The organism is Streptomyces griseoloalbus (assembly GCA_014650015.1).
In the GTDB taxonomy this organism is placed as follows: Bacteria; Actinomycetota; Actinomycetes; order Streptomycetales; family Streptomycetaceae; genus Streptomyces; species Streptomyces griseoloalbus.
Genome location: BMUD01000007.1, coordinates 14,561 through 28,251, shown reverse-complemented (window position 1 = coordinate 28,251; position 13,691 = coordinate 14,561). Strand labels below are relative to the sequence as shown.

Below are 13,691 nucleotides of genomic sequence, written 5' to 3'. Positions count from 1 at the left end.
CCGGCACCTTCGGCCACGCACAGCCCCCCACACCGCCCAAGCCCCACACAGAGCCCTGGACCACCGAAGAACAAGCCCAGCACCTCGCCGACCTAACCGCCGCCCTCAACGGCTGGCACGACCCCAGCGAACAAGCCGAACACAAACGCACCCGACACCTCCGCCTCATCCCCACAACCCAGCCAGACGCCGCCTGACGGCCGCGCCATCCGGTTCCGCCCGCCCTCGCGCACAGAGACGCCACCGCACCCCTGCAAGGCCCGCACACGGCCGTACAGCCGCTTCCCTGCCGCCACCACCGAACGGAGAACCATGACCGACCACACCACCACCGCCAGCTCGGGCCGCGAAGCCGAGGCGGAGCTGTACGTCCTGCTGCGGAAGGCTGGCGAGGACCGGCACGAGGCGCAGGCCCTGATCGACCGACACCGGGACGAGGTGCTGCGTCGGGCCGAGCTGCGCCGCCTGGCCGAGGAGACACAGCCCGCCGAGACGCAGCCGGAGCACTGCGCGCACTGCGGCAAGACCATCCTCCGCGTGACCGGCACCCTCGCCGTCTGGTGGGTCCACGCCCCGGGCGGCAACACGATCTGTCACCCGGAGCAGGCAGCGAGCAGCCCCCGCGCCACGCCGACCGCCGTCGGGGCGCGGCAGGACGGGGCGCAGCCGTGACACTCACCCTCGCCGTCCTCCTCGCCCTCGCCGCCGGCGGAAGCATCGGCTACCGCATGCGACCCGCACCACGCCGAACCTGGGCATGCGCCCGCTGCGACGAAGCCGCCATCCGCGCCGAAACCGCCCGGTACAACGCCGTCCTCCTCGCCCTCGACTTCGACACCCCCGACGACCCCCGGAAGGACCAGACCCTGTGACCACGCCCGCCGAGGAGCTGCGGCGCGCCGCCTTCCTCCTCCGCAACCCCATCCGCCAGCCCGAGCTGTGCGCGGTGTCCGGCCTCGACTTCACCGAGCCGCTTTCCGAGTGGCTGGAGCACGCTGCCCACCACTACGAGTGCGGTATCCGCGCTGCCGACGAGGTGTTCCGCGACGACCCCGATGGGCGGTCCGCGTTTCTCACCACCGGCCCCGGCGCCCCGTCCCCGCACGCCCTGGCCGTGGCCCGCGCGATCAACGGGGAGGCGCAGTGAGCCCTCTGCCCCCGTCCGCTGGCGACCTCCGCCACCTCGCCCGCGCTGTCGACGCCCTGACGACGCAGCTCCGACGCCTCACCGACCAGCGCGCGACGCCCACCGCCGAACCACACACCCTGGCCGACGGCACCGAGGCAGGCTTCCGCGCCGCCCTGGCCGCCGACGACGAGGAGCAGCTGCGCACCACCCGCCGCGACACCCTCCTCGTCCTGCTGTCCCGCGCCAGCCGCGGTGTGCTCACCACCGACGAGGCCGCCCTCCTGCGGCAGCACGTCGAGACGGAGATGCGGGAGGCCGACACCGCGCGCACCCGCGCCAAGCAGGCCGAGGACCTCCTCCAGGTGGCACACGCGACGTCCAACCGGTCCGAGGCCGAACGCGCTCGGGCGCAGGCCGCCCTCGACCGCGTGCGTCGAGTCGCCGCGCTCATCGAGGCCGGCGCGCCCTGGACCGCCAGCCAGCAGGACACCGCCGCCCGCATTCGCGCCGCCCTCGACGGCACCGAGCAGCCCACGACGGAGGCGACCGAGCTGGAGACCACCACCCGCGTCTTCGCCGCCCTCCACCAGTCCGCCGAGCAGGACGTCAGCCGCGTCATCGACCTGTACGAGCGGTGGGTGAAGGCCGGCCCGCCGCCCCTCGGCACGCCCATGTCCCGCTGGTGGGACGCCCGCCTCGTCGAACTGCACGACGCGATCCTCCCGCCCGCCGAGCAGCCCACCACGGAGCCGTCATGACCGAGCCCCTCGCCCCCCAGCTGACCGAGGAGCAGCGGGAGCAGCTGCTCCGCAACGCCGCCGAAGTCCACGCCGCCATCGACCGGTTCGCCCGCGCGCTCATCCCCCAGGTGCAGGCCGCGGCGAAGGCGTTCGCCGACCTCGGCCGCCAACTCCAGGACGCAGGCCTGATCGACGCCGACGGCAAGCCCACGCGCACGGACCGGCCCGCCTGGCAGACCCCCTACCGCCCGCCCCAGCGCCGCCACTGAGCACCACGACGAAGGGGCGCGCCCTCGATCTCCCCAGACCAGGCACGCCCCACAGGCGGAATCACCGTACCGCCACGCACCACAGGAGCGCCCACGATGACCACCGCCGAACACCTCCGCACCGTCGCCCTCCGCTGGACCGACCTCCAAGACGCCCTCGCGTCGACCGGCACCAGCAGCTGGCCGCCCGCCGGCCGCATGACCGACTACCTCCGCGCCCTCGACGAGGCGGACGCCGAGCTGGCCGAGGCCGCGCGCTGGCAGGCCGCCTACACCCGGCAGTTCCTCGACCGCGACCCGCAGCAGGTTGGCGCCACACGGCCGCCGCTCCGCGTCGAGATCCTCGACACCATGCGCACCGTGGAGACCAGCCTCACCGCGACCGGGGACCAGGTGGCCGCCGTCGTCCAGCGCTCCCCCATGTCCGGTGCCCCACGGTCGTGGCCGGCCGCCGACCGCGCCCGCCGCGACAAGCTCGCGCTCGCCGATGCGGCCGACCCGCGACGCTGGCGGTACGGAGGACGCCACACCGCCCCCCACACCGCGCTGTGGCTCCTCGCCCGGGTGCGCGGCGCTGGCGGCCCGTTCCGGCCGTTGCCCGACCGCGAGGCACGCCTGATCGCCACCGTCGCCGCCGACGCCTGCACGCGCGTGGAAAACGCCCTCGACATCGCCGCGCGCACCGCCGTGATAGCCCACCCGTGCCCCGACTGCGGCGGCCGACTCCAGATGCACGGCGGGGCCGGCGCAGCCCCGGCCGCGCACTGCACCGACTGCGGCCGGACCTGGACTGGTGGGACAGTGGCGGCATGATGGCTACGGTCCTGAGCGTCCTGTCCCTGATGATCAGCGTGGCAGCGCTGGTGAACGCTCGCCGCGGCTACCTGCGGGAGAAGGCCCGCCTTGAAGCGCTGGAGGCTCGGTATCCGCATCTGGCCCGCCACCCTTCAAGGCGCGGCGGGCCGTGACGGGATGGTGCCCCTCCCGGTGATGCACGCTGACCGTACGCCGTAGGCCCGGGCATGGGGAAGCCCCCGTCTCGATCACACTGAGACGGGGGCTACGTCGTGCGCAGGCTACAGCGGGCAGACCTCGTCCACCTCGGCGAGCGCCAGGTCCAGCAGCTCCGTCGCCTCAGCGGTCGTGCCCGAAGTGAGAGCGCGCTCGGCGTCAGCGAGGAGGCGCCGGGCGGTCTCGTAGTCGGGATCGTCGCCGATCGCGTCGAGCGTCTCGGCGATCGCTTCGTTGATCCTCACGGCCGCCACTCCTCGCGGTAGCCGGGCCGGTCCGCGTACGGCAGAGCGAGCACCTTCACCGTGAAGCAGTACCCGAACCCGTACACCTCGCTCGTGTCGTGCACGGCGTGGCAGTTCTGGCAGCCGAACGGGAAGTGTGGGCCGCCGATCTCCTCGCCGTTGATAACGGTCGGCTCGATGGTGCGCGGCACGATGGGGTGGTCATTCAGCAACTGCCGCTTGGCGTCGATCTCGCGCAGCACCCGCGCCGGATCATGCGTCACGATGTGCGCCCGGTCCTCGACCAACGGGGCGGATGCCACGTGGTGGTCGTATCCCGGCGGTTGCCACTCGGACGCAGGCAGAGGCGTGGTGTGCACCCAGCCACTGACCGGGAGTTCCTCCCACGAGGCTCCACCTGCCGCCCGCGCGATCCGCTCGTCCTCGTCGAGCTGAGCACGCAACCACTCCACCAGATCAACCATCCTGCGCCTCCGCGTCCTTCTTCGCCGGCCGCTTCGTGCCACGCAGCCCCTTCGCGATCTGCTGCGCCCGCGTCGCATGCACCCCCAGCACATCGCCGATCTGCTGCCACGTCATCCCCGAGTCCTTCATCCGCTGAACCCGGGCCTGCCGCAGCTCACGCAGGCGCGCGTGATGGTCCGGCCAGGTATCGAGTACCTGCGTAACCGCCTTGGCGCACGCCTCGTCGTCCTGCATCTGCTCCAGACGCTCGATGGCCTCCAAGAGTCGACGCACCTCCTCGACCTGCTCGTCCACTGACGCTCCCTCCGTGCCGTGGAGCGCGACAACACGACTCTAGACCCTAGGGTCTTGCATCGCATAGACCCTAGGGTCTAACGTGCTGAGCCGTGGGGAGCCGCGCCGGTTCCCCTGCAACACAAGGCCCCCGGTCGGAGCTTCGACCCTGCCGACCGGGGGCTGGACCCACCCACAACCACGACGAAGGAGCGGATCCGTGCCCGAGCGTACCGACCTGCCCACCCGCCAGCCCACCCCCACGCGCCCGACCCCGCCGGCCATCGGCGAGCTTTACATCCAGGCCAGCGAGCAGCACCACCTCGCCCGCTGCGCCCCCTGCCGCGACCTGCGCGCAGCCTCCGACGCCAACGCCGCGGCGAACGCCGACTCCATGGCGCGCCGCGACCGCCGCGGCCTCGACCTCCGTATCGGTTCGGCGGTGACCGCATGAGCGAGCAGCAGACCGACCCCGCCCTCACCCCGGCCTACACGCCCTCCGAGGAGCCGGACCTCACCCCGCGCCCCAGCACCGTCATGGCCGAGCCCGCGACCCCCGCCGCATGCCAGCAGGACTACGCCGACGCTCCCGACATCCGCCGCCGCCTCGGCTGGAAGGACGGCAGCTGATGGGCTTCCTCGACCGCCTCCTCGGCAACGACCACCAGCGCGCCGCCGAGAAATACGCCGGCCGCGAGTCCGCCAGCGAGAAGGCCGCACGCAAGCGCCGCGAAAGCCACCGCCGCTCCATCGCCAAGACCGCCCGCCAGGCGGAGGCATGGGAGCAGGCCGAACGCCGCCGCACTCGCTGACCCACCAGACCGGCCGGGCCCCGTGACCATCCCCCCACGGGGCCCGGCCACCCCAGAAAGGACACCGATGGACCGCCTCCGCCGCCTCAATCCGTTCGCCGCCGTCGAGACCCTCCTCACCCTCGCCGCACTTACCCTCGTTGCCGTCACCGTCGGCGGCCAGCTCGGCCCCCTCCTCGGCCTCCACGGCACCGCCGGCCAGATCGCCGGATGGTCCATTGCCCTCGTCTACGACGCCCTCTGGATCGGCGCCCTGCGCATGTCGGAGGCCGCGATCCGGCAGCGCTCCCGCATCGGCATGGCCGTGATGCTCGGCCTGTCCCTGGTCGCGGTCGGCGTCTCCACCGGCACCCTGCTCGTCCTGGGCCACGCGCGCGTGTTCGCGTTCGTGCCCCTGGCCGCCGCCCTCTTCATGGGCCTGCGGATCTTCGCCGCCCACGTCCTCGCCGACCCGGCCACCGCCGACGCCATCGCCGCCCAGGACGCCGCCGACCGCAACGCCCGCGCCCTCGCCGCCGCCACCGCCCGCCACCTCCGTACGACCGCAGTCACCGACGTCGTCACCGAGACCGCCGGCCACCTCGGCGAGATGGCCCGGCAGATCGCCCGCGCCGAGACTCTGACGAAAGGGGAGGCCCGGATTGCCAAGGCCCGCGCGACGGCGGAGGAACGGCTCCGGAAGGCCGACAAGAAGCACGGCGAGAAGGCTGCAGCGTTCGCGGCACGCACGCTGACTCTCGCCGTCACGACCCCCGGCACACCCGCCCTGCCCACCGGCACAGGCCGTCCCGCCGCCGACCCGGCACCCGCCGCCATCACGGCCCCGGAGCCCGCCCTCGGCACGGCCGTCCCGCACCCCGTGACGGACACCGACACGCAGGCCAGCACCCCCGCCGACACCGCGACCGGCACGGCCGACACCCCGTCGGTACACCCCGTCACGCTCGCCGACCTCGCCGCCGTCGCGGGCGTGCCGACCCCCGTGCCGGGCGAGCCCCTCACCGACACGCAGCTCGACGTCGTCCTGCGGCACCTGCGCTACACCGACGACCCGCCCCGCTCCTACCGACAGGCCCGTGACGACTTCCGCAACGGCCGGTTCGTCGGCAGCGAGGAGCGCGTACGCCGCGCCTGGGCCGCCCTGCTGGCCAAGGAAGAGCCCACCCCCGCGGGCGAGTAGCCCGGCATCCGGCACCACCAGTGAGCGCCAGCACCACCCCGGTTCTGGCCCTCGCTGCGACTGCCGGAAGCAGTCCACAGGCCCGGCGAGCGACCCGGCGAGCAGCACCCGTGCAGACCCGGCGAGCAGACCCCGACCTGCCCACCCGACCCGCGAGGACGTCGCATGACCGGCCCCGACGGCCAGGAGCTGCGCACCCGCTACTACCTGCGCCGTCTCGGCGCCCGCCCTCTCGGCCACCAGGAGTCACCCGTGCCCGACCGCCCCATCACCCCGTCCCGGATCATCCCCGCCGGCGCCCCGCTCCCCGCCCGCTCCCCGGAGCCCGGCGAGGCGCCGCCCTGGCGGATGCCGCCCCCGCCGCCCCCGGCCCCGCCCGCTCCACCACCGCCGTGGCCCGGGCCCCCGCCGCCGCCCGGCCCGATCGAGGTCCGCGTCACCCTCGTGCCGCCCGTCCCGGTCCCGGAGCCCGAGCCGGAACCCGGCCTGTGGGCCCGTCTGTGGGACCGGCTCGCCACCTGGCGGATGGCCGGTGCGCTCCTCGCCGCCGTGACGCCCTGGATGGGCGGTGACAGCCCCGTCGGCGCGTGGTCGCACACCGTCCACCAGGCCCGCACCGAAGCCGGTATCGAAGCCGCCTACGTCATCGCCACCGTCGCGGTCACCGCCGCGTGGGTCCTCGACCGGCGCACCGGTCGCGCGCTGCCCCGCTTCCTCCTCGTCACCGCCTCGCTGGGCGCCTTCGGCGTCCTGCACTGGTGGGACCCGATCCTGCTGCTCACCGGAGTCGACCTGTGAACGCCACGTCCACACTCACCCTCGGCGGCCTCCTCGCCGCCCTCCTCGTCCTGGTCGCCAACCTCTACCCGTGGTGGACCGGCAACCGCGAAATGGGCCAGCTCGCCGCGTTCGGGAAAGGCTTCGGGGGCGCCGCGTGCGCCGCGGCCTGCCCCGGCGGCATCCTCGGCTGGGCCCACTCCCGCACCGGCACCGTCGCCAACGGCACCGGCGAACGAGCTGGGGCCGCGGCCACCGGCACCACCTCCGGCAGCGGGCTGACCACGGGCCAGCTCACCGGGCTCGGGGCTACCGGCGCCGTCGTCGCGGTCCTCGCGGTGTTCCTCGTCGTCCTCTCGTACAAAGCCGCAGGCAAGAAGGACAAGAAGCGCATCGTGGGTGGGGCATTCGTCGGGTCCGTGCTGCTGCTCACCGCGGGCGTGGCCGGCGCGCTCGCCTGGCTGCCCGCCGCCCTCAACGCTGCGGGTGACGGTGTGGTCGCAGCAGTGCAGGGAGCGGGGATCCTGTGAGCCGCCTCGCCCGCCCCGCCGACCGGATCGCCACCGGCTCCAGCGCCCTCGTCCGCCGCATCGGCGCGCGGGCGGCGGCCTGGTGCGCGCGGGGCCGCCGCGACGATCTCACTGGCTGGCGCGCCGCCCTCGGCATCCTGGTGCGGCTCGCGCTGCTCCTCTTCGGTGCGTACATGTTCGCCCGGATCGTGCGCGCCCTGCCCGCCCTGATGTGGCTCCTCACCACCGCGTGGACGGCCGCCGCCTGGCGGGCCGGACGCCTCGCCGTCGAGGAGCCGACCGAAGGGCCCGGTGAGACCCCCGCGGAGCAGCCGGCCGACACCCCGCGCCCCGACGTCCGCGAGGCCACCCTGGAGTGGATCTGGCGGCAGATCGGGGACCGGCAGGGAGTCCACCTCCGAGACCTCCTCGCACACGCCCAGGCGCACGGCATGTTCGAGGGCCTGGAGGTGGCCGAGTTCCGGGCTCATCTAGAGCGGTGGGACATCCCCGTCCGGGCCCGCGTCCGAGTGCGCGGTCTGGGGGTCACCGTGGGCGTCCACCGGGACGACCTGGAGAGCCTCGTGAGCCCCTCTCCTGCCGCTGTCGCCCAGGACGCCGCGTAACCCCGACTACATCTGTTCTGACCTGCGGAACTACACCCCAACTACGGGCCGAACTACGGCCTGACTACAGCCCCGGAGCGGCTGTCCGGCCGCCCCGGTTCCGCCCCATACCGAAGGAGATCCCCATGGGATTCATGAAGGACCGCGCCAAGGAAGTCCGGCAGGCCATGGACGACGGCGACGTCGACCGGGCCGCCGAACTCACCGTCCACGCCCTCCTGGAGGGCCCCACCACCCGGGCTGAGCTCCTCGCCGAACTGCCCGACGACGACAGCAAGTAGCCCGTCCACTGACCCCGGGGCGGCCCGCGCCTGCCAGCTACCGGCCGCCCCGGCCCCATCCCGATCACGAGACAGGAGTGCCCATCATGGCCTTCCGCCGATCCATCCCCCAAGCCGAGCTGCGCGCCGCGATGACCGAGGAGCAGCTGCAGAAGGACGCCACCCACTACCAGGAGAAGCGCGGCGGCTACTTCCCGCCGACGCAGGCGCAGCGCATGAACGAGGAGACCGAGGCGCAGCGGAAGCGCGCACGCCAGTAGCTCCCGCTGTCAGACCCGCGTCGTACCGTCGATGCTCTGGGCCCCACCGCGAAGTTCCCCCGGCGGTGGGGCCCAGCCACACCCACGAACCTCAACCGCGCTTGACGTTCCAGCCGATCATGCCGCATCCTGGCCCCACGTCCGGCGTGCCCGGACACGATCGCGACACACGGCCCCCGCACCCACCCGCGGGGGCCGTCCGCATTCCCCCAGACTCCCGCGCAGGGCCAACCCTTCGCTCACGACGTGCGGGTTGCTGCTGGCGCTCGCCCTGCGCGGGCCACCCTCTTGGAGGCCCTCATGGCCAGCAAGAAGCGCGGCATCACCTCCGGACGAGTCGACGCCTACGAGGCCCTCAGAGCACAGGGCATGAGCAAGAAGAAAGCCGCGAAGATCGCCAACGCGGGCAAGACGAAGGCCGGCCGCAGCCGCATGGCGAAGAAGGCAGCGCGCACCCGCCGCAGGAAGTAGCCGGCAGGAGGTGACCCCGTGGCCGTCAACAAGGACAAACGCCCGGTCACCGACGAGGACCGCGAAGCCGTCCGCCGCCTCGCCGCGCAAGGCCTCGGCCGCAACGCCATCGCCCGGGAACTGAAGCGCTCCCCGCGCACAATCAGCACCATCGCCGACGAGTTGGACCCGCCCGTCACGTTCGACCGCACCATGACCGCCGTCGCCACGCAGGCCCGCGTCATCGACGCCAAGGCGCGCCGTGCCGCCCTCATGGAGCGGTACTACGAACAGGCGCACAAGCACCTCGACCGCCTCGACCGCGAAGAGCACAACATCACGGAGGTGAGCATCGGCAAGGTGGTCCGCTACCGCGCCGACGACCTCCCCACCCAGGACGTCCGGAACTTGATCCAGGCGTCCACCGTGGCCGCGAACCAGGCCCTGAAGCTCGAAGCGCTCGACTCCAGCAACGGCGTAGACGACGCGAAGAGCATGCTGGGGCAGCTGGCCGCCGGCCTCACTGCGGCGTACACCGCCATGAACGAGGGGGCGGGTGATGCTCCGTGACGTCCCGCTGCCCCTGTCGCCGAAGCAGATCCGCAGCATCGTGGAGGCACAGCACGCCCCCATAGGGCTCTGGTCCGGCGCGGTGTCCTCTGGGAAAACCATCGCCAGCTTGCTGGCGTTCCTGATCGCGCTCGTGGCCGCGCCGGATCACGGCCTGGTCGTCGTCGTGGGCCGCAGCTTGAACACGATCGAGCGGAACCTGATCGACCCGTTGCAGTCGAAGCACCTCTTCGGGCCGCTCGCTGGGCACGTCCACCACACGACCGGAGCGACCACCGCGACGATCCTGGGCCGTACCGTCCACCTCGTCGGCGCGTCCGACGCCCGCGCCGAAGGCCGCATCCGCGGTGCGACGATCGCGCTCGCCTACGTCGACGAGGCGACGCTCCTGCCACACGCGTTCTGGATGATGCTGCTGTCCCGGCTCCGCGTCGGCTCACAGTCCCGGCTGCTCGCCACGACCAACCCGGACGGGCCGTTCCACTGGCTCCGCAAGGAGTTCATCCTCCGCGGCGCCGAGGTGGGCCTGACGAACTGGCACTTCACCCTCGACGACAACCCCTCCTTGGACCCGGGGTTCGTCGCGCGGCTGAAGGCGCAGTACACCGGCCTGTGGTACCGGCGGTTCATCCTCGGCGAGTGGTGCCTGGCGCAGGGCAGCGTCTACGACATGTTCGACGAGACCCGCCACGTGGTGGATCTCCTGCCGTACATGCGCCGCTGGACCGCAGTCGGCATCGACTACGGCACCGTCAACCCCTTCGCCGCAGTACTAATCGGGCACGGCGAGGACAACCGGCTCTACGCCGTGTCGGAGTACCGGCACGACTCCGCGACGGCGCTGCGGCAGCTCACGGATGCGGAGTACAGCCGCAACGTCCGCGAGTGGCTGGCCGGCGTCCGGCGGCCGGGCGAGCACGGCGCAGCGCGCGGCGTCCGCCCTGAGTGGATCTTCGTGGACCCGTCCGCCGCATCGTTCATGAACCAGCTGTGGACGGAGCGGGTGCCGAACATCGCGCCGGCCGTCAACGACGTGTTGGACGGAATCCGGTCCGTCGGCGTCGCCCTCGGATCCGGACTCCTGCGGATCCATCGATCCTGCACGGGTCTGCTCGGCGAACTACCGGGCTACGCGTGGGACGAGAAGGCCGCCGAGCGCGGCGAGGACAAGCCGCTGAAGATGGACGACCACTCTGCGGACGCCCTGCGCTACGCACTTCACTCCACCGCGCACGAGTGGCGCGGCCTCATCGACTACCAGGAGGCTGCCTGATGCCCATGACTGTGAGGCTTCCGGTGTTCATGCGGGTCGGGGAGAAGGGCGAGGAGCAGCTGATCGGGCACGCCACCGTCGACCTGTCGACCGAGGCCATGGAAACCGACTTCGGCCGGGCCGACGACCACGTGCCAGACATGCTCGAGCGTGCCGTGGACGACGCCACAGAGCAGGAGGACACGCCCGATGCCCCTGCCTGAGAACGGCGTGCCGTGGCCGCCCCCGGAGATGGCCGGGCCCCTCGCGTCCATGGCCGTGGATGACGCCTGGTACTCCGGGGACCGGGACCGGATCCGCCGCATCTACCAGCCCAAGAGTGCCGAGATCACGGAGACCGGCAGGTTCCTGCGGTTCTGGGAGCGACCGAAGCGACTCGACGCCCCGGACCACTCACTTCACATCCCACTGCCCGGAGACATCGCCACCACCTCGGCCGATCTGCTGTTCTCCGAGCCGCCGACGCTCACCACGGAGACCTCAGCGACCCAGGAACGGCTGGAGGAGCTGGCCGAAGCGGGCGGGCTCGCGAACACGCTGCTGGAGGCCGCCGAGGTCGCCGCCGCGCTGCGCGGTGCGTACCTGCGCGTCACCTGGAACGCCGACCTGGCCCAGCGGGCGCTCCTCACTGTGCACCACGCCGACACGGCCGTCCCCGAGTGGTCCAGCGGCATCCTGACCGCGGTCACGTTCTGGCGGGAGGTCGCCGCCGACGGCGTCCGCGTACTGCGGCACCTGGAGCGGCACGAGTCCGGCCGCATCCTGCACGCCCTGTACGAGGGCACGACGACCAACCTGGGCCGGGCGGTGCCGCTCACCGAGGACCCGGCCACCGCGGATCTCGTCGATTCCCTCACCCCGGGCGGCGACGGACAGACCATCGTGACGGGCATCAACCGTCTGACGGCCGGCTACGTGCGGAACATGGGGCCGGACCGGCAGGACCGCCGCTCCCCGCTCGGCCGCTCCGACTACCAGGGCGTACACCACCTGTTCCACGCCCTGGACGAGGTCTGGACGTCGTGGCTGCGGGACATCCGGCTCGCGAAGGCCCGGCTGATCGTCCCGTCCGGCTACCTCAACAGCGCTGGGCCCGGCCTCGGCGCGACGTTCGACCTGGATCAGGAGGTCGTGGCCGCGATCAATGCGCCCCCGACGTCCGGCGAGTCGATCACCCAAAACCAGTTCCTGATCAGGGTGGACGAGCACCAGCGGACCGCAGAGGCGATCGTTCGGCAGGCGGTGAAGCTGGCCGGGTACTCAGCGCAGTCGTTCGGCATGGACGGGGACGCCGCGGTCACCGCGACCGAGGTGGTCGCCCGCGAGCGGAAGTCGATGATCACGCGGGACAAGAAGGCCCGATACTGGGGCCCGGTCCTCGCCGACATGCTCGAAGTCCAGTTGATGATGGATCGACAGCTCGGTTTCTCGCGCATCGAACCGGAGCGCCCGAAGATCGAATTCGGGGACTCCGTGAGCGAGGACCCCAAGAGCACGGCGGAGACCCTCGCGCTGCTCACGCAGGCGGAGGCCATCAGCACCGAGGCGAAGGTGCGGATGCGCTCCCCGGATCTTGACGACACCGCGGTTCGCAAGGAGACGGAACGGATCCTGAAGGAGACCGGGAAGCTCGTCAACGACCCCACCGAGACCGGAGCCGAGGGCGAGGGGGTGCCGAATGCCGGTGTCCCCAGCGATGGCGGAGAACCTCGCGCATGAGGTAGCCCAGCTCTACCAGGATGCCGAGGCCGCGCTCTTGGAGAAGCTGGCCGCGGCGCTCGCAGCCGACATCGAGTCGCCCCGGTGGGCTGAGCTGAAGCTCGCCGCCATCGGCAACCTGCGCGAGGCCGTGGAGACCGTGGCCCAGGCGCTCCAGCAGGACACCGACGGGGCCGTGCGGCGCGCGCTGGTGGAGGCATACAACCGGGGCCGTCAGGCCGCCGTTGCGGAGCTGGGCGCGCTGGACATCGGCCGGGAGCTGGCCGCCCGCGACGCCCTGCCGAATGCCCCCGCCGTGGACCGGCTCGCCGCATCCCTGGCGGAGGACACCCGGCCCGTGTACGCGCGGATCACCCGGGTCGTGGTCGACGTCTACCGGTCGATCACCTCCCGCGTATCCGCGTCCACCCTCCTGGGTGGGCTCACCCGCCGACAGGCGTCACAACGAGCCCTGGACCAGTTCGCGAACCGCGGGATCACCGGCTTTGTCGACAAGGCCGGCCGCTCCTGGGACATGGCTTCGTACGCGGAGATGGCCGTCCGGTCCGTCACCGCCCGCGCCGCCATCGAGGGGCACGTCGATGCGCTCGCCGAGATCGGCGTAGGCCTGGTCATCGTGTCGAACGCACCGCTGGAGTGCGAGGTGTGCCGGCCGTGGGAGGGCGAGACGCTCACCCTGTCCGGGCAGTCCGGGCCGCACACGGTACAGGCGGAACACCTGACAGAAACGACCGGGCGCCTACGGCGGCGGCCCCGGATCGTTCCCGTACACGTCGCCGGCAGTCTCCTGGAGGCCCGGGCCGCCGGGCTCTTCCACCCCAACTGTCGACATTCCCTCTCGGCGTACCTGCCCGGGGTGACGACCAGGCCACCCGACCACTCCACCCCAGGAACTACCTACGAGGACACGCAGCGGCAACGCGAGATCGAGCGGCACATCCGGCGGTGGAAGCGCCGACAGGCCGCCGCCATGGACGACGCTGCGCGCCGGACTGCCGGGGCGAAGGTCCGCGAGTGGCAGAAGGCGCAGCGCGAGCACGTTGCCGCGCACGAACACCTACGCCGCAAGCCAGCACGCGAGCAGATCGGCGCCGCTCGCTAA

Annotated in this window: 25 protein-coding genes; 22 read left to right on the top strand and 3 right to left on the bottom strand. The window is 72.4% G+C overall.

Annotated elements, in window-relative coordinates; all coding sequences use genetic code 11:
• The first annotated feature begins 312 nt into the window (after positions 1 to 312).
• The 7 genes from IE178_RS12530 to IE178_RS12500 all read left to right on the top strand — a co-directional run bounded on the left by IE178_RS12530 (position 313) and on the right by IE178_RS12500 (position 3,106).
• Positions 313 to 672, top strand: a complete 360-nt coding sequence (locus IE178_RS12530) for a hypothetical protein (RefSeq protein ID WP_193512301.1) — start codon at positions 313 to 315, stop codon at positions 670 to 672.
• Complete coding sequence (locus tag IE178_RS12525) at positions 669 to 872, top strand: hypothetical protein (protein WP_193512300.1); 204 nt, start codon at positions 669 to 671, stop codon at positions 870 to 872. The genes IE178_RS12530 and IE178_RS12525 overlap by 4 nt, the downstream gene beginning before the upstream one ends.
• The gene (locus IE178_RS12520; RefSeq protein WP_193512299.1) at positions 869 to 1,147 is read left to right on the top strand and encodes a hypothetical protein; all 279 of its coding nucleotides are present in this window, start codon (positions 869 to 871) and stop codon (positions 1,145 to 1,147) included. The genes IE178_RS12525 and IE178_RS12520 overlap by 4 nt, the downstream gene beginning before the upstream one ends.
• Entirely contained in the window at positions 1,144 to 1,887 is a 744-nt protein-coding gene (locus IE178_RS12515; RefSeq protein WP_193512298.1) for a hypothetical protein, read from the top strand. The genes IE178_RS12520 and IE178_RS12515 overlap by 4 nt, the downstream gene beginning before the upstream one ends.
• Positions 1,884 to 2,138, top strand: coding sequence for a hypothetical protein (locus tag IE178_RS12510; RefSeq protein ID WP_193512297.1), 255 nt, complete (start codon positions 1,884 to 1,886; stop codon positions 2,136 to 2,138). The genes IE178_RS12515 and IE178_RS12510 overlap by 4 nt, the downstream gene beginning before the upstream one ends.
• Before the next feature lie 96 nt (positions 2,139 to 2,234).
• Positions 2,235 to 2,951: a hypothetical protein gene (locus IE178_RS12505; protein WP_193512296.1), complete on the top strand. Its 717-nt coding sequence runs from the start codon at positions 2,235 to 2,237 to the stop codon at positions 2,949 to 2,951.
• The gene (locus IE178_RS12500) at positions 2,948 to 3,106 is read left to right on the top strand and encodes a hypothetical protein (protein WP_193512295.1); all 159 of its coding nucleotides are present in this window, start codon (positions 2,948 to 2,950) and stop codon (positions 3,104 to 3,106) included. The genes IE178_RS12505 and IE178_RS12500 overlap by 4 nt, the downstream gene beginning before the upstream one ends.
• A gap of 108 nt (positions 3,107 to 3,214) precedes the next feature.
• Here the strand turns inward: IE178_RS12500 and IE178_RS12495 are convergent, their stop codons facing one another.
• From IE178_RS12495 to IE178_RS12485, 3 genes are read right to left on the bottom strand one after another with little or no spacing between them, the layout of a single operon-like run.
• The gene (locus IE178_RS12495) at positions 3,215 to 3,394 is read right to left on the bottom strand and encodes a hypothetical protein (protein WP_193512294.1); all 180 of its coding nucleotides are present in this window, start codon (positions 3,392 to 3,394) and stop codon (positions 3,215 to 3,217) included.
• The gene (locus tag IE178_RS12490; protein WP_193512293.1) at positions 3,391 to 3,858 is read right to left on the bottom strand and encodes a DUF6221 family protein; all 468 of its coding nucleotides are present in this window, start codon (positions 3,856 to 3,858) and stop codon (positions 3,391 to 3,393) included. The genes IE178_RS12495 and IE178_RS12490 overlap by 4 nt, the downstream gene beginning before the upstream one ends.
• Complete coding sequence (locus IE178_RS12485; RefSeq protein ID WP_318279998.1) at positions 3,851 to 4,153, bottom strand: hypothetical protein; 303 nt, start codon at positions 4,151 to 4,153, stop codon at positions 3,851 to 3,853. Before IE178_RS12485 ends, IE178_RS12490 begins: the two co-directional genes overlap by 8 nt.
• Before the next feature lie 199 nt (positions 4,154 to 4,352).
• Between IE178_RS12485 and IE178_RS12480 the strand changes: the two genes are divergently transcribed.
• The 15 genes from IE178_RS12480 to IE178_RS12410 all read left to right on the top strand — a co-directional run bounded on the left by IE178_RS12480 (position 4,353) and on the right by IE178_RS12410 (position 13,691).
• Entirely contained in the window at positions 4,353 to 4,586 is a 234-nt protein-coding gene (locus IE178_RS12480) for a hypothetical protein (protein ID WP_193512292.1), read from the top strand.
• Complete coding sequence (locus IE178_RS12475) at positions 4,583 to 4,762, top strand: hypothetical protein (protein ID WP_193512291.1); 180 nt, start codon at positions 4,583 to 4,585, stop codon at positions 4,760 to 4,762. Before IE178_RS12480 ends, IE178_RS12475 begins: the two co-directional genes overlap by 4 nt.
• Positions 4,762 to 4,944, top strand: coding sequence for a hypothetical protein (locus tag IE178_RS12470; protein WP_193512290.1), 183 nt, complete (start codon positions 4,762 to 4,764; stop codon positions 4,942 to 4,944). The genes IE178_RS12475 and IE178_RS12470 overlap by 1 nt, the downstream gene beginning before the upstream one ends.
• Before the next feature lie 67 nt (positions 4,945 to 5,011).
• Entirely contained in the window at positions 5,012 to 6,124 is a 1,113-nt protein-coding gene (locus IE178_RS12465) for a hypothetical protein (protein WP_193512289.1), read from the top strand.
• A 165-nt stretch (positions 6,125 to 6,289) separates the two neighbouring features.
• A complete protein-coding gene (locus IE178_RS12460; RefSeq protein WP_318279997.1) occupies positions 6,290 to 6,922 on the top strand; it encodes a hypothetical protein in 633 nt (210 codons plus the stop codon).
• Positions 6,919 to 7,431 (top strand): hypothetical protein, encoded by a 513-nt coding sequence (locus tag IE178_RS12455; protein ID WP_193512288.1) that lies wholly within the window; start codon positions 6,919 to 6,921, stop codon positions 7,429 to 7,431. Before IE178_RS12460 ends, IE178_RS12455 begins: the two co-directional genes overlap by 4 nt.
• Positions 7,428 to 8,036: a hypothetical protein gene (locus tag IE178_RS12450; protein WP_193512287.1), complete on the top strand. Its 609-nt coding sequence runs from the start codon at positions 7,428 to 7,430 to the stop codon at positions 8,034 to 8,036. The genes IE178_RS12455 and IE178_RS12450 overlap by 4 nt, the downstream gene beginning before the upstream one ends.
• Before the next feature lie 125 nt (positions 8,037 to 8,161).
• The gene (locus tag IE178_RS12445) at positions 8,162 to 8,317 is read left to right on the top strand and encodes a hypothetical protein (RefSeq protein WP_193512286.1); all 156 of its coding nucleotides are present in this window, start codon (positions 8,162 to 8,164) and stop codon (positions 8,315 to 8,317) included.
• Between the two features lie 86 nt (positions 8,318 to 8,403).
• On the top strand, positions 8,404 to 8,577 hold the full coding sequence (locus IE178_RS12440) for a hypothetical protein (RefSeq protein ID WP_193512285.1): 174 nt from the start codon (positions 8,404 to 8,406) through the stop codon (positions 8,575 to 8,577).
• A gap of 300 nt (positions 8,578 to 8,877) precedes the next feature.
• A complete protein-coding gene (locus IE178_RS12435; protein ID WP_193512284.1) occupies positions 8,878 to 9,048 on the top strand; it encodes a DUF7218 family protein in 171 nt (56 codons plus the stop codon).
• A gap of 18 nt (positions 9,049 to 9,066) precedes the next feature.
• Positions 9,067 to 9,597 carry a helix-turn-helix domain-containing protein gene (locus tag IE178_RS12430; RefSeq protein WP_193512283.1) on the top strand — a complete coding sequence of 177 codons (531 nt, stop codon included), beginning with the start codon at positions 9,067 to 9,069 and terminating at the stop codon, positions 9,595 to 9,597.
• Positions 9,587 to 10,870: a PBSX family phage terminase large subunit gene (locus IE178_RS12425; protein WP_193512282.1), complete on the top strand. Its 1,284-nt coding sequence runs from the start codon at positions 9,587 to 9,589 to the stop codon at positions 10,868 to 10,870. Before IE178_RS12430 ends, IE178_RS12425 begins: the two co-directional genes overlap by 11 nt.
• Positions 10,870 to 11,073, top strand: coding sequence for a hypothetical protein (locus tag IE178_RS12420; protein ID WP_193512281.1), 204 nt, complete (start codon positions 10,870 to 10,872; stop codon positions 11,071 to 11,073). The genes IE178_RS12425 and IE178_RS12420 overlap by 1 nt, the downstream gene beginning before the upstream one ends.
• Positions 11,060 to 12,589: a phage portal protein gene (locus IE178_RS12415; RefSeq protein ID WP_193512280.1), complete on the top strand. Its 1,530-nt coding sequence runs from the start codon at positions 11,060 to 11,062 to the stop codon at positions 12,587 to 12,589. Before IE178_RS12420 ends, IE178_RS12415 begins: the two co-directional genes overlap by 14 nt.
• Positions 12,549 to 13,691, top strand: coding sequence for a phage minor capsid protein (locus IE178_RS12410; RefSeq protein ID WP_193512279.1), 1,143 nt, complete (start codon positions 12,549 to 12,551; stop codon positions 13,689 to 13,691). Before IE178_RS12415 ends, IE178_RS12410 begins: the two co-directional genes overlap by 41 nt.